Origin of the sequence: Actibacterium ureilyticum (assembly GCF_002285435.1) — a bacterium.
GTDB classification, from domain to species: Bacteria; Pseudomonadota; Alphaproteobacteria; order Rhodobacterales; family Rhodobacteraceae; genus Actibacterium_C; species Actibacterium_C ureilyticum.
Genome location: NZ_NSBT01000039.1, coordinates 68386 through 82716, shown reverse-complemented (window position 1 = coordinate 82716; position 14331 = coordinate 68386). Strand labels below are relative to the sequence as shown.

Annotated in this window: 12 protein-coding genes; 11 read left to right on the top strand and 1 reads right to left on the bottom strand. The window is 64.6% G+C overall.

Annotation, left to right across the window (positions count from 1 at the left end; genetic code table 11):
* The first annotated feature begins 67 nt into the window (after positions 1 to 67).
* Positions 68 to 1167, top strand: a protein-coding gene (locus tag CLM60_RS19920; RefSeq protein WP_095587531.1) for an IS3 family transposase whose coding sequence is annotated in 2 segments (ribosomal slippage) — positions 68 to 329 and positions 329 to 1167 — 1101 coding nt in all. Because the reading frame shifts where the segments join, the coding sequence is not laid out codon by codon here.
* A gap of 585 nt (positions 1168 to 1752) precedes the next feature.
* On the opposite strand, the gene CLM60_RS19915 is transcribed toward CLM60_RS19920, so the two are convergent.
* Positions 1753 to 3063 (bottom strand): Hint domain-containing protein, encoded by a 1311-nt coding sequence (locus CLM60_RS19915; protein ID WP_141246568.1) that lies wholly within the window; start codon positions 3061 to 3063, stop codon positions 1753 to 1755.
* 10 nt (positions 3064 to 3073) lie between these two features.
* Here CLM60_RS19915 and CLM60_RS19910 point away from each other — a divergent pair, with 10 nt between their 5' ends.
* The 10 genes from CLM60_RS19910 to CLM60_RS19865 all read left to right on the top strand — a co-directional run bounded on the left by CLM60_RS19910 (position 3074) and on the right by CLM60_RS19865 (position 14323).
* Positions 3074 to 4381 carry a PAS domain-containing sensor histidine kinase gene (locus CLM60_RS19910; protein WP_095590911.1) on the top strand — a complete coding sequence of 436 codons (1308 nt, stop codon included), beginning with the start codon at positions 3074 to 3076 and terminating at the stop codon, positions 4379 to 4381.
* On the top strand, positions 4378 to 5370 hold the full coding sequence (locus tag CLM60_RS19905) for an NADH-quinone oxidoreductase subunit B family protein (protein ID WP_095590910.1): 993 nt from the start codon (positions 4378 to 4380) through the stop codon (positions 5368 to 5370). Before CLM60_RS19910 ends, CLM60_RS19905 begins: the two co-directional genes overlap by 4 nt.
* The gene (locus CLM60_RS19900; RefSeq protein ID WP_095590909.1) at positions 5367 to 6797 is read left to right on the top strand and encodes a nickel-dependent hydrogenase large subunit; all 1431 of its coding nucleotides are present in this window, start codon (positions 5367 to 5369) and stop codon (positions 6795 to 6797) included. The genes CLM60_RS19905 and CLM60_RS19900 overlap by 4 nt, the downstream gene beginning before the upstream one ends.
* Before the next feature lie 11 nt (positions 6798 to 6808).
* Positions 6809 to 9052 (top strand): carbamoyltransferase HypF, encoded by a 2244-nt coding sequence (gene hypF, locus CLM60_RS19895; protein WP_095590915.1) that lies wholly within the window; start codon positions 6809 to 6811, stop codon positions 9050 to 9052.
* 203 nt (positions 9053 to 9255) lie between these two features.
* A complete protein-coding gene (locus CLM60_RS19890) occupies positions 9256 to 10344 on the top strand; it encodes a hydrogenase small subunit (RefSeq protein ID WP_095590908.1) in 1089 nt (362 codons plus the stop codon).
* A 3-nt stretch (positions 10345 to 10347) separates the two neighbouring features.
* Positions 10348 to 12138, top strand: coding sequence for a nickel-dependent hydrogenase large subunit (locus CLM60_RS19885; RefSeq protein ID WP_095590907.1), 1791 nt, complete (start codon positions 10348 to 10350; stop codon positions 12136 to 12138).
* A 14-nt stretch (positions 12139 to 12152) separates the two neighbouring features.
* Positions 12153 to 12356, top strand: a complete 204-nt coding sequence (locus CLM60_RS19880; protein ID WP_095590906.1) for a hypothetical protein — start codon at positions 12153 to 12155, stop codon at positions 12354 to 12356.
* 14 nt (positions 12357 to 12370) lie between these two features.
* Entirely contained in the window at positions 12371 to 13111 is a 741-nt protein-coding gene (gene cybH, locus CLM60_RS19875; RefSeq protein WP_095590905.1) for a Ni/Fe-hydrogenase, b-type cytochrome subunit, read from the top strand.
* 278 nt (positions 13112 to 13389) lie between these two features.
* Positions 13390 to 13998 carry a HyaD/HybD family hydrogenase maturation endopeptidase gene (locus tag CLM60_RS19870; RefSeq protein WP_095590904.1) on the top strand — a complete coding sequence of 203 codons (609 nt, stop codon included), beginning with the start codon at positions 13390 to 13392 and terminating at the stop codon, positions 13996 to 13998.
* 4 nt (positions 13999 to 14002) lie between these two features.
* On the top strand, positions 14003 to 14323 hold the full coding sequence (locus tag CLM60_RS19865; RefSeq protein WP_095590903.1) for a HypC/HybG/HupF family hydrogenase formation chaperone: 321 nt from the start codon (positions 14003 to 14005) through the stop codon (positions 14321 to 14323).
* Positions 14324 to 14331: the final 8 nt, after the last annotated feature.

Genomic DNA, 14331 nt, shown 5'->3' with positions numbered 1-14331 from the left:
GTGACCTGAGACCCGTTTTCTCCTCCAGTTTGAGGTAGAGTTCGCCCCAACAAAGGAGACGAACAGAATGAAGAGATCACGGTTTAACGAAGAGCAGATCATCGCGATCCTGAAGCAGCAGGAGGGCGGCGTTTCGACGGCTGATGTATGCCGCGAGCATGGGATCAGCTCGGCCACGTTCTACAAATGGAAGGCGAAGTTCAGCGGCCTCGAAGTGTCGGACGCCAAGAGGCTGAAGTCGCTGGAGGACGAGAACTCGAAGCTGAAGAAGCTGTTGGCCGAGCAGATGCTGGACAACGCGATGTTGAAGGATGTCGCCTCGCGAAAGTGGTGACGCCCGGCGCGAAGCGGGATGCTGTGGCGCACTTGTGCAAAGAGCACGAGGTAAGCCAGCGGCGGGCGTGTTCTGTTCTTGGCGTTGATCGGTCGAGTGTGCGGTATCAAAGCGTGCGCCCGGACGACGCGGGTCTGCGCAAGGCAATGAAGGCAGTGGCTGCTGAGCGTCGCCGGTTCGGATATCGCCATGTCCATGTCATGCTCGAGCGTCAAGGATGGCAGGTGAACCAAAAGAAGCTGAGGCGGCTATATCGTGAAGAGAAGCTGCAAGTCCGCAAGCGAGGTGGTCGAAAGCGTGCTCTCGGAACGCGAAGGCCAATGCTGATGCCGGAACGCCCCAATGAACGCTGGAGCTTGGACTTCATGTCTGACGCCTTCACAGATGGGCGACGGTTCCGGGTGCTCGCCATCGTAGACGACTTCAGCCGCGAATGCTTGGCGCTCGTCGCCGATACGTCGCTCTCCGGTCTGCGTGTCACGCGTGAACTGACGGCGATCATGGCGCGGCGTGGACGTCCCAGAACGATTGTCAGCGACAACGGGACGGAACTGACCAGTATGGCGGTGCTCAGATGGTGCCAGGAGACACGGATCGACTGGCATTATATCGCACCGGGAAAGCCTATGCAGAACGCATTCGTGGAAAGTTTCAACGGCAGCTTCCGCGACGAACTCTTGAATGAAACCCTATTCTCATCGCTCGCCGAAGCCCGAGAGAAGATCACAGCATGGAAGGACGACTATAACCGACACAGACCCCACTCATCGCTCGGCAATCTCACGCCGCGGGAATTTGCGTTGAAATCGAGACTGGAAACCAAGGCTGCATAAGGCCAGAAATCAACCGACGGATTCTCCCAAACGCTGGAGGGAAGTCGGGTCTCAGGTCATCCGCGAATTACTCATTGCAGGAGGCGATCTTGGTTCAACTGATACGAATAACCGGTCTTCACGCCGCAGTGCCTGACTGACAATGATGCTTCCGTAACACAAACCAGTGCCGCGAGCGCGCGGAAAGCAAGGTCAAGATGGTCTGGTTGAGTTCAATGCCGTCATTTGGCACGAAGACTAATCTGCCGCTTTGTCCGACCTCCCATGGATCGGTTGACAGTGCGCAATTCCGCTCCCGGGTATCACTCGGGTAGCAGTAGCAGCTTACTTGAATGCAACCAAGCGCAACGGGTCGAAGCGATTTGCCATGCCCGAAAATCAAGGTTTTCAGTCAGCTACGTTATGGGTTTAACAAGCTTGAGGCAGTTTGCGCGGATCAACAGACCAATTGAAAATCCTCGTGTCGGTGGTTCGATTCCGCCCCCGGGCACCATTTAACAAGCTGAAAATAAATGTCCTGCCTTGAATGATGATGTGCCATTCTCGGCCGCTCGATTTCTTGGCTGCCGCTTGGGACGTGACGCGTCACTTGGTCTTCAAATGCCTTGAGATCAGAAGCCTTAAGGCGGCTGGACGTCGGTGTTTACAGGGTGTGGCGGCGCTGCTGGTCGTTTGTGCCGGCAGGAGCCCGACGACCGATCCTTCGCGAGAGCGCATGCAGCGACGGGCTGTCGCGGTGTGGCTGACCAGATGATCCGGCAGATGGCCGAATATGTCCGCAAAGTCGCTGTCATAATGCAGGTCGATCACATTTTGCGCGATCTGGCCCAGATACAGGCTTTCCGCGGGGATGCCCTCGGCCAGCAGAATCTCGTGCCTGTCCAGCAGAAGGTGGTAATAACTGATGAGACCGCCGGGGCGGCGATAGATGGTATCGCCGTTCACCAGATCCTTGGCCGCGATCAGGCATTCGTCGACGCCCAGATAAAGCTGCGCCCGCCAGTCGCTGATCAGCATACGGTGCTGGGGCGACACGACAAGGTCGCGGTGATTGCCAAGCGCGCCTTTCTGAAACACGATCGGTGCAAGCTTTCCGATACATGGTACGGTGGTTCTGCCGATCCAGCGCAGCGGCTGATTTCCGTGATCCTGCGTCGTGACCTGCATGCCGATCTCGAGCGTTTCGATGGGCATCGGGCCGTCAGGCGTCAGAATTTGCGTTCCCTTGGCAAAACAGACGACTTCGCCGCCCAATGTCGCATGTGCGATAGATGTTGAATTGTCGACGATCCCGGAGACGGTAAGGGGGGTGTTCTGTGGGGGGATGCCATTGGTGAAGACCAGATAATATCCGTCCTCGTTGTCTCCGTTCACGACGTCGTTGACATCGTCATCGTTGTTCAGATCAACGTCGATGACCGCGATCTGATAGGTTGTGGTGCCGTCGGTGACGGAGAAGGTAAAATCATAAATCGTCTGGCGAAACACGCCATCGATTGCGACGACCTGCTCCCACGGGCCACCAATCTGTTCCTGGGTTGAGATGGTTTCATTCGTGGGATCGCCGTTGAAATTGGTTGCGCCATCGTTTTCGCGCACTGTGAACCCGTTGGTTCCACCGCTCCATTGCCACGTGCTGCCATTGGGCGGGCCGAAATTATAGTTGAATGCTGCCCCGTTAACGGTCGATTGTGTGCCCAGAATGGCATCGTCATACCTGTAAAAAACGGCCACCTGCCACCCCGATGATGCTGTTGCGCTGTACTGAAATCCTAGCCGAAGGTAGGCTTGCACCACTTTCCCGTCAATAAGCGAGTGGTGCACGAACGCGTGTGCCGACAAGGGCTTTTGCAATTCCCACGGAATGGCGTAGGCTTGGGGGCCGGGGATCTGCAAGGAGGATCGGATGGCAGAGCAGGCAGTCGAGGTCGCAGAGCAGACCTGGGTCGACGTGCTGGAAGCCGTCGACAAGACCTATGCCGAGATGGTCGGCTATCAGGAGCAGCTGGAGGCGCGCAATGTCGAGTTGATGCAGCTGCGTGCGTTCCTGTCGTCGATCATGGCGTCGATCAGCGATTTCCTGGTGGTGACCGGGCGCGATTGCCGGATCACCGATGCCAGCGCCTCGTTCTGCGCGGCGGTGGGGGCCGATATCGACAGCCTGATCGGGCGCGATATCGGCGCGTTCATCGTCGATGCGCATCGGGCGCATCTTCTGGCGACGATCGAACAGACCTTCAGCTTCAAGCGCGGCGCCACGGTCGAGGCCGATCTGGCCACGGTCGACGGCGCCGACCCGGTGGAATTCAAGATCGCCCCGCGGCTGGACCGGCGCCGGCGGGTCAGCGGCGTGGTGCTGACCGGGCGGACCCTGGGCGAGGTGCGGCGCGCCTTCTCCAGGCTGGAGCAGAGCCACGAAGAGCTGAAACAGGCGCAAGGCCAGCTGGTGCGGAACGAAAAGCTGGCCTCGCTCGGTCGGTTGCTGGCGGGCGTGGCGCATGAGCTGAACAACCCGATCAGCTTCGTCTATGCCAACACCCACGCGCTGGAAAAATACCTGGACCGGTTCGAGACCTATTTCGAGCGGGTCGAGGGCGGCGCCCCGCGCCAGGAGCTGGTGGAGCTGCGCCAGGAGCTGAAGCTGGAGCGCAACCTGCGCAACCTGCGCACGGCGATCGAGGGGGCGCGCGACGGCTCGGAACGGGTGCGCAGCATTGTGGAGGATCTGCGCCGTCTGTCGGCCGATGGCACCGGCGAGACCATCGGTTTCGACCTGACCGAGACCGCCGGGATCGCCGCCAACTGGGTCCGCCGGGGGACGAAACCCGATCTGAAGGTGACCTTTACCGGCGAGGCGGCCTGTGCCGCACATGGCCGCCCGGGGCATATCCAGCAGGTCGTGATGAACCTGGTGCAGAACGCGGTCGATGCGCTGGCGGGGCAGGCGGGCGGCTCGATCGTGCTGGATCTGTCATACGAGGGCGCGTTTGCCGTGCTGCGGGTGTGCGACAATGGCCCCGGCATTCCCGACCACCTGAAAACCACCATATTCGATCCGTTCTTCACCACCAAGCAGGTGGGCGAAGGGACGGGGCTGGGCCTGTCGATCTCGTACAAGATCGCCGAGGAGCATGGCGGCAGCCTGACGCTGGTGCCGTCGCAGCAGGGCGGGGCCTGTTTCCGCCTGGCACTGCCGAAAGGAGAGCGCGCTTGAATATCCTGTGGCTGCAATCGGCCGGCTGTGGCGGTTGCACGATGTCCCTTTTGTGTGCCGAAAGCCCCAATGTGATGGAGTTGCTGGACGGCGCGGGGCTGTCGTTCCTGTGGCACCCGTCCCTGAGCGTGGAAACCGGCGCCGAGGTGCGCCAGATGCTGGAACAGATCGAAAGCGGCGCGTTGACGCTGGATATCCTGTGCGTCGAAGGGTCGATCGTGCGCGGGCCGAACGGGACGGGCCGCTATCACGTGCTGGCCGGGACGGGGCGGGCGATGCTGGACTGGGTCCAGAGCCTGGCGCCGCTGGCGGGGCATGTGGTCGCGGTGGGCACCTGTGCGACCTATGGCGGGATCACCTCGGCGGGCGAGAATCCCGCCGACGCGGTGGGGGTCCAGTATGACGGCGCGCATAAGGGCGGCGCGCTGCCCGCCGATTTCCGCAGCCGCGCGGGGCTGCCGGTGATCAACGTGGCGGGCTGCCCGACCCATCCCGACTGGGTGACCGAGACGCTGTTGCTGCTGGCGGCGGGCGACCTGCGCCAGGACGCGCTGGACGGCTATGGCCGGCCCCGGTTCTATGCCGATCATCTGGTGCATCATGCCTGTCCGAAGAACGAATTCTATGAGTACAAGGCCAGCGCGACCCAACTGTCCGAGATCGGCTGCATGATGGAACATCTGGGCTGTGTCGGCACCCAGGCGGCGGGCGATTGCAACATCCGCAGTTGGAACGGCGAGGGGAGCTGCACGCGCGCGGGATACCCTTGTATCAACTGCACCGCCCCGGAATTCGAAGAGCCGGGCCACAAATTCACCGAAACCCCGAAATTCGCGGGCATTCCCATCGGCCTGCCATCGGACATGCCCAAGGCCTGGTTCATGGCGCTGGCCAGCCTGTCCAAGGCCGCCACGCCCCGCCGGATCGAGGTCAACGCCAAATCCGACCGCATCACGGTGCCCCCCAGCCTGAAGGCGCCGAAATCATGAGCGAGACATCGCTGCTTGTGGGGCCGTTCAACCGGGTCGAGGGGGATCTGGAGATCCGGCTGGAGATCGCCGATGGTCAGGTCACGGCAGCCTATGCCAATTCGCCGCTCTTTCGCGGGTTCGAACGGATCCTGCTGGGCAAACCCCCGACCGAGGCGCTGACGATCACGCCGCGGATCTGCGGCATCTGCTCGATCAGCCAGTCGGTCGCGGCGGCCCGGGCGCTGGCCGATGCCGCCGGCGCCGCCCCCGCGCCCGAGGGCGAGAAGGTCGCCGCGCTGCTGCATGCGGTCGAAAACCTGGCCGATCACATCACCCATTTCAACCTGTTCTTCATGCCCGATTTCGCGCGGCCCGCCTATCGCGAGCGGGACTGGCATGATCAGGCGGTGGCGCGGTTCACCGCGCTTCAGGGGTCGTCGCTGCGGCGCGCGACCGAGGCGCGCGCGCAGCTTTTTCACATTGTGGGTCTTCTGGGCGGCAAGTGGCCGCATACGCTGGCGATCCAGCCCGGCGGCGCCACCCGTGCCCCCAGCGCGCGCGACAAGATCCGCATGGGCGCCGATCTCAGGGCGTTCCGGCGGCACCTTGAGGATCAGCTTTTCAGCGCCCCGGTCGAGGCCTTTGCCGAGCTGGGCGATCTGGCCGCGCTCGAGGCATGGCAAGGCGGCGATGCGGGTCTGTTCCTGCGGATCGCGCGCGATCTGGACCTGTCCCGGTCGGGGCGGGGAGGCGGGCGTTACCTGTCCTTCGGGGCCTATCCGCGCGGGGGCGGGCACATGTTCCGGCCCGGCATCCATGACGAAAACGGGCCGGGCGCGCTGGACCCCGCCGCCATTGCCGAGGATCTGAGCCATGCCTGGATGCTGGGCGCGGGCGGGCATCCCGAACAGGGACAGACCCTGCCGGACGAGGCGATGCGCGACAGCGCCTATAGCTGGTGCAAGGCGCCGCGCCTGGGCGGGCGCGATTTCGAAACCGGCGCGCTGGCCCGCCAGATCGTCGATGGCCATCCGCTGGCGCTGGCCCTGGCGGCCGAGGGCAGCGTGCGCGCCCGCATCGTCGGTCGGCTGCTGGAAATCGCCCGCACGCAGATCGCGCTGGAACAGATCCTGGCCTCGATCGATCCCGACCAGCCCTTCATGACGCGGGTCAACCTGCCCGACACCGGTCAGGGCAGCGGCCTGGTCGAGGCCGCGCGCGGCGCCCTGGGCCACTGGATCACGATCGAGGACGGCGCGATCGCGTCCTATCAGATCATTGCGCCGACCACCTGGAATTTCAGCCCGCGCGACGCCAATGGCGTGCCCGGCCCGGTCGAGGCCGCCCTGGTCGGCGCGGCGGTGCAGCCCGGCGAACAGACCCCGCTGAGCGTCCAGCATATCGTGCGCAGCTTCGATCCCTGCATGGTCTGCACGGTGCACTGATCATGGCGCGCATGGTGCAGGGGCGCCGCATCCGGGTGCGTGGCCAGGTGCAGGGTGTCGGGTTCCGGCCCTTTGTCTGGCAATTGGCGAACCGTCTGGGCCTGCGGGGGCAGGTGCTGAACGACCCCGAGGGCGTGTTGATCCATGCCGCCGGGGCGGATCTGGATGCGTTCCAGGCCGCGCTGCGGGCCGAGGCGCCGCCGCTGGCGCGTATCGACGCGGTCGAGGGCGCCCCGGCGCGGTTCGAACTGGATGGCGAGGGGTTCCGCATCGTCGCCTCGCAAGGGGCCGGGGCGGAAACCCGCGTGACCCCCGATGCCGCGACCTGTGCCGCCTGTCTGGCCGACATCACCGATCCCGCCGACCGGCGGCATGGCTATGCCTTTGCCAATTGCACCCATTGCGGGCCGCGGTTCACGATCCTGCGGGGGCTGCCCTATGACCGGGCGCAGACCACGATGGCCCCGTTCGCGATGTGCCCCGATTGCGCCGCCGAATATGCCGATCCGGGCGACCGCCGGTTTCACGCGCAACCCGTGGCCTGTCCCGCCTGCGGTCCGCGCCTGTGGCTGGAGCCTTCGGCGGGCGGCGATCCGCTGGCCGAGGCTGCCGCGCGGCTGCGGGATGGCGCGGTGCTGGCGATCAAGGGGCTGGGCGGGTTTCACCTGGCGGTCGATGCCACCAATGCGGCGGCCGTGGCCACCCTGCGCCAGCGCAAGCACCGCCCGACCAAGCCCTTTGCACTGATGGGCGGGCTGGACATGATCCGCGCCCATGCCACCGTTTGCGATGCCGAAGAGGCGCTGTTGCAGGACCCCGCGGCGCCCATCGTCCTGCTGGAACGGCGGGGTTGCGCTTTGCCCGACGCCATCGCGCCGGGGCAGGCGCGGTTGGGCTGGATGCTGCCCTATACGCCGCTGCACCACCTGTTGTTGCAGGCGGTGAACCTGCCTTTGGTCATGACCTCGGGCAACCTGTCGGGCGAGCCGCAGGTCATCGGCAATGACGAGGCGCGCGCCAAGCTGCGTGATTTTTGCGACGCGATGCTGATGCATGACCGCGATATCGCCCGGCGGCTGGATGACAGCGTGGAACGGATCACACCCGTCGGGCCGATGGTCCTGCGGCGGGCGCGGGGGCGGGTGCCGGGGACCTTGCCCTTGCCCGACGGGTTCGCCGACGCGCCGCAGATCGCGGCCTATGGCGGGCAGATGAAAGCCGCGATCTGCCTGGTCAAGGGCGGGCAGGCGCTGCTGGGGCACCATCTGGGCAATCTGGACGCCGCGCTGACATGGGATGCGTTTTTGCAGGCCGATGCCGATTATGCCACGCTGTTCGATCACCGGCCCGCGCTTGTGGCCTGTGACCGCCACCCCGATTTCCGCGCCTCGCGCCATGCCGCGTCGAAGGGGCTGCCTTTGGTTGCGGTGCAGCACCACCATGCCCACCTGGCCGCCTGTCTGGCCGAAAACGGCTGGCCGCTGGACGGGGGCCGGGTGGCGGGGATCATCCTGGACGGGGTCGGGCTGGGCGATGATGGCACGGTCTGGGGCGGCGAGCTGCTGTTGGGGGATTATCGCGGCTTCGACCGGCGGGCATGGCTGCGCCCGGCACCGCTGATCGGTGGCGACAGTGCTGCGCGCGACCCGTGGCGCAACGCGCTGGCGCGGCTGGATCAGGCGGGGCTGTCGGATTGGGCCGACCGGCTGTTTGCCGACAAGCCGTTGGCGCTGGCGCGTCAGGCGGCGGAGCGGGGTCTGAACGCGCCGATGAATTCCAGCGCCGGGCGGCTGTTCGACGCGGTGGCGGCCTGTCTTGGGATCTGTCCCGACAGCCAAAGCTTCGAGGGCGAGGCCGCGATGCGGCTGGAGGCGCTGACCGCCGACACCGCCGAAACCGGATACGCTTTCGGCGGGACGGGGCCGGAGATCGACCCCGGCCCGGTCTTTGCCGCGCTGCGGGACGACCTGCAAACGGGGCAGGGCGCGGACGTGATCGCGGGCCGGTTCCATGCGGGTCTGGCCCGGGCCTTTGCCGACCGCGCGCGGGCGCTGGTCGACAGCGGCGCAGCCCGGGCCGTGGCCCTGTCGGGCGGGTGTTTCCAGAACGCGCGGCTGTTGTCGGACACGCTGGCGCGGCTGGGCGACACCCCGGTTCTGATCCACACCCGGACCCCGGCCAATGATGGCGGGCTGGCCCTGGGCCAGGCTGCGGTCGCGGCGGCGCGCTGGCTGGATGGGGCGGTAAGCCGCTAACCGATTGGTGGCCGGGGCGGATAGGGCATATCCGGCCCGTGATCGCCTGTTCCCGCCCAAGCACATGAAATAGAACAGTATTTCGCCAATCCACCAAGCCGCCGCTTTGCTTTGCATGGCCGACCTGGGCCTGCTCTGATCCAGCCTGAGGGAATGTATGCAACGGCATTCCACGGGACCGGACGCAGAGGGAGGGCCAGCTTTTGAGCCAGATCGAAACCTTTTATGACGTGATGCGGCGACAGGGGATCACCCGGCGCAGTTTCATGAAATACTGCTCGTTGACGGCGGCGGCGCTGGGCCTCAGCCCCGCGATGGTGCCCAAAATCGCCCATGCGATGGAAACCAAGCCGCGCACGCCCGTCATCTGGGTGCACGGGCTGGAATGCACCTGTTGCTCGGAAAGCTTCATCCGCTCGGCCCACCCGCTGGCCAAGGATGTGGTGCTGTCGATGATCAGCCTGGATTACGACGACACGCTGATGGCCGCCGCCGGGCATCAGGCCGAAGCCGCGCTGGAAGAGACCATCCAGAAATACAAGGGCAACTATATCCTGGCGGTCGAAGGCAACCCGCCGCTGAACGAGGACGGGATGTTCTGCATCATCGGCGGCAAGCCCTTTGTCGACCAGCTGAAACACGCCGCCCAGCACGCCAAGGCGGTGATCAGCTGGGGCGCTTGCGCGTCCTATGGCTGCGTGCAGGCGGCCAAGCCCAACCCGACCCGCGCCACCCCGGTGCACAAGGTCATCACCGACAAGCCGATCATCAAGGTGCCCGGCTGCCCGCCGATCGCCGAGGTCATGACAGGCGTCATCACCTATATGCTGACCTTCGACCGGCTGCCCGAACTGGACCGCCAGGGGCGCCCGGCGATGTTCTATGGCCAGCGCATCCACGACAAATGCTATCGCCGGCCGCATTTCGACGCCGGCCAGTTCGTCGAGGCCTGGGACGACGAAAACGCGCGCAAGGGCTATTGCCTGTACAAGATGGGCTGCAAGGGGCCGACGACCTATAACGCCTGTTCCACCGTGCGCTGGAACGAGGGCACGTCCTTTCCGATCCAGTCGGGCCATGGCTGCATCGGCTGTTCCGAGGACGGGTTCTGGGATCAGGGCAGCTTCTATGACCGGGTGACGGACCTGACCCAGTTCGGGGTCGAGGCGAATGCCGACAAGGTCGGGCTGGCCGCGGCGGGGGTCGTGGGGGCCGGGGTGGCCGCCCATGCCGCCGTCACCGCGCTGAAGGCCGCGCAGAAACGCACCCAATCCAGCAAAGAGGAGGTCTGATAGATGGTTACGACACCGAACGGGTTCGACCTCGACAATACCGGGCGCCGCATCGTGGTCGATCCGGTCACCCGCATCGAAGGGCATATGCGCTGCGAGGTGAACGTGGACGACCAGGGCGTCATCCGCAACGCGGTCTCCACCGGCACCATGTGGCGCGGGCTGGAGGTGATCCTGAAGGGCCGCGATCCGCGCGACGCCTGGGCCTTTACCGAACGGATCTGCGGGGTCTGCACGGGCACGCACGCGCTGACCTCGGTCCGCGCGGTCGAGGACGCGCTGGGGATCACCATCCCCGACAACGCCAATTCGATCCGCAATATCATGCAGCTGAACCTGGAAATCCACGATCACGTCGTGCATTTCTATCATCTGCACGCGCTGGACTGGGTGAACCCGATCAACGCGCTGAAAGCCGACCCCAAGGCCACGAGCGAGCTGCAACAGGCGGTGTCGCCGTCGCATCCGCTGTCCAGCCCAGGCTATTTCCGCGATGTGCAGAACCGGCTGAAGAAATTCGTCGAAAGCGGGCAACTGGGCCTGTTCAAGAACGGCTATTGGGACAATCCGGCCTATCTGTTGCCGCCCGAGGCCGACCTGATGGCCACGACCCACTACCTGGAGGCGCTGGACCTGCAGAAAGAGATCGTCAAGGTCCACACGATCTTCGGCGGCAAGAACCCGCATCCCAACTGGCTGGTGGGGGGCGTGCCGTGCCCGATCAACGTGCATTCCACCGGTGCGGTCGGCGCGATCAACATGGAACGGCTGAACATGGTCAGCTCCATCATCGACAAGTGCCACGAGTTCAACGTGAACGTCTATCTGCCCGATGTGAAGGCGATCGGCGGCTTCTACAAGAACTGGCTTTATGGTGGCGGGCTGTCATCCAAGGCCTGTCTGGCCTATGGCGACATTCCGGAAAACCCCAACGATTTCTCGCCCGAACAGCTCTATCTGCCGCGCGGGGCGATCATCGACGGCAACCTGAACGAGGTGCACGATGTCGACCAGCGCGACCCCGAGCAGGTGCAGGAATTCGTCGATCACAGCTGGTACACCTATGGCGAGCCGGGCCGGGGCCTGCATCCCTGGGACGGCATCACCGAACCCAACTACGAGCTGGGGCCGAACGCCAAGGGCACAAAGACCGACATCAAGGAGCTGGACGAGGCCGGGAAATATTCCTGGATCAAGGCCCCGCGCTGGCGCGGTCACGCGATGGAGGTGGGCCCGCTGGCGCGTTATGTCGTGGGCTATGCCAAGGGGCACGAGGACATCAAGAACCAGGTCGACGGGTTCCTGCGCGACATGAACCTGCCGGTTTCGGCGCTGTTCTCGACCCTGGGCCGCACCGCGGCGCGGGCGCTTGAATCGGAATATTGCGGGCGGCTTCAGCGGCATTTCTTCGACAAGCTGGTGCAGAACATCAAGAACGGCGACGAAAGCACCGCCAATATCGAGAAATGGGATCCCAGCACCTGGCCGAAAGAGGCCAAGGGCGTCGGCGCGACCGAGGCCCCGCGCGGGGCGCTGGGGCACTGGATCAAGATCAAGGATGGCCGGATCGAAAACTATCAATGCGTCGTGCCGACCACCTGGAACGGCTCGCCCCGCGATACGGCGGGCAATATCGGCGCGTTCGAGGCCAGCCTGATGAACACGCCCATGGAACGGCCCGACGAGCCGGTCGAGATCCTGCGCACCCTGCACAGCTTCGACCCCTGCCTGGCCTGTTCGACCCATGTCATGTCGCCCGATGGCGACGAGCTGACGACCGTAAAGGTGCGCTGAGGAGGAGAGACCGGATGAAACACGCGACAATCGCATATCTGTTGGGGGCCGGCGCTGCGCTGGCCCATGGCGGGCATGAGGCCGCCGTGACCGAAGGGGCCGGCCATTGGCTGCGCCAGCCCGATCACCTTGTGGTGCTGGGGCTGGCGGTGCTGGCCGCGGGGCTGGGGGTGCGGCGCCTGCTGCGCGCACGCCGGGCCCGCCGGCAAGAGGCCTGAGGGGGGGCGCTGTCATGACGGACACACCCCCCCTTGCGCGCACCCATGCCGATCACGACGATCTGGCCAATGCCGCGCGTCAGACATCGGTTTACGTCTACGAGGTGCCGGTGCGGCTGTGGCACTGGGTCAACGCGGCGGCGATCCTGGTGCTGTGCGGCAGCGGCTATCTGATCGGGTCGCCGCCGCCCTCGATGCAGATCGCCGAGGCCACGCATCAATTCGTCTTCGGCTATATCCGCTTCGCCCATTTCGCGGCGGGCTGGATCCTGACCATCGGGTTTCTGGGGCGCATCTATTGGGCGATCTTCGGCAACCACCACGCCCGGCAGCTGTTCTATATCAAGTTCTGGAGCGGTGCCTTTTGGGACGAGGTCTGGCACGAGATCAAGTGGTATCTGTTCTTGGCGCGCGAGCCCAAGAAATACGTGGGCCACAACCCGCTGGCGCAACTGGCGATGTTCTTTTTCATCACCCTGGGCGTCAGTTTCATGATCGTCACCGGGCTTGCGCTTTATTCCGAGGGGCTGGGCCATGACAGCCTGCTGTTCAAGATGTTCGGCTGGGTCTTCGGCGTCTTTGGCGACAATCCGCATTACGTCCACACCTTCCATCATCTGGGCATGTGGTGGATCGTGGTCTTCATGATCGTGCATATCTATGTGGCCATCCGCGAGGATATCATGAGCCGCCAGTCGATCGTGTCGACGATGATTTCCGGGCACCGGACGTTCAAGGACGACCGCCCGGACTAGGGTCCGCGAACCGGACGAATCGAACGGGCGGGGCAATGTCCCGCCCTTTTGCTGTCTGATAATCTTCCGAATTTCCGCAAAACTGGCTGATCACCTTACATGCCATTGGCGCCGTTTTGGGCCAGAACCCTGCCAAATATCAGGAAAAACAACGTTCTGGGCGGTATCCCATGGTATTCACGAAAGGGATGGTCAGCGCGAAATGCGCGGCCTACGTTCGATGCAACGGAAAATCGGAAAGCAAGCAGCCAGCTTTTTTGGGTTTGGGAGGGCCGGAAATGCCAGCGAACGTGCTGATTCTGGGCATTGGAAATGTCCTGTGGGCGGATGAGGGGTTCGGCGTGCGCTGTGTCGAGCGCCTGGCCGGGGCCCATGCCTTCGACGACAATGTGCGCCTTCTGGATGGCGGGACGCAGGGGCTTTATCTGCTGCCGTTCCTGGAAGAGGCCGACATCCTGGTGGTGTTCGACGCGGTCGATTACGGGCTGGCGCCCGGCACGCTGAAGATCGTCGAAAACGACGCGGTGCCGCAGTTCCTGGGCGCCAAGAAGATGAGCCTGCACCAGACCGGCTTTCAGGACGTGATCGCCACCGCCCGGCTGATGGGCTATTGCCCCGAAACCCTTCTGTTGATCGGCTGCCAGCCGCAAGAGCTGGAAGATTACGGCGGCGGGCTGCGCGATGTGGTCGCCGCCCAGATCGACCCGGCGATCCGGGTCGCCCTTGGCAAGCTGGCGGATCTGGGGGTGCATGCGCGCCGGGGGCAGGGCGATCAGTCCCTGCTGGCCGATGCCGCGATCCTGCGCGATGCCTATGAATCCGGCCGCCCCGATGCGGATGCCGCCTGTCGCACCGGCGACGCGCGGTTCTTTCCGGCGGCGGACTGAGCGGATGTGCCTGGGCATACCGATGCAGATCCTGGGTGTCGACGGGATCGCCGCGCGGGCGACCGATGGCCGGACCGAGGCGCTGATCGACCTGTCGCTGACCGGCCCGCTGGCGCCCGGCACCTGGGTGCTGACCTTTCTGGGGGCCGCGCGCGAGGTTCTGGACCCCGACGAGGCGCAAAAGATCGCCAGCGCGCTGGACGGGCTGCGGGCGCTGATGCGGGGCGAGGGGCTGGGCGATGCCTTTGCCGATCTGGAACAGGGCGAACCCCGGTTGCCGCCGCATCTGCGCGCGGCGCTGGATCAGGGAAAACCGGTGGCATGAGGAAAGGA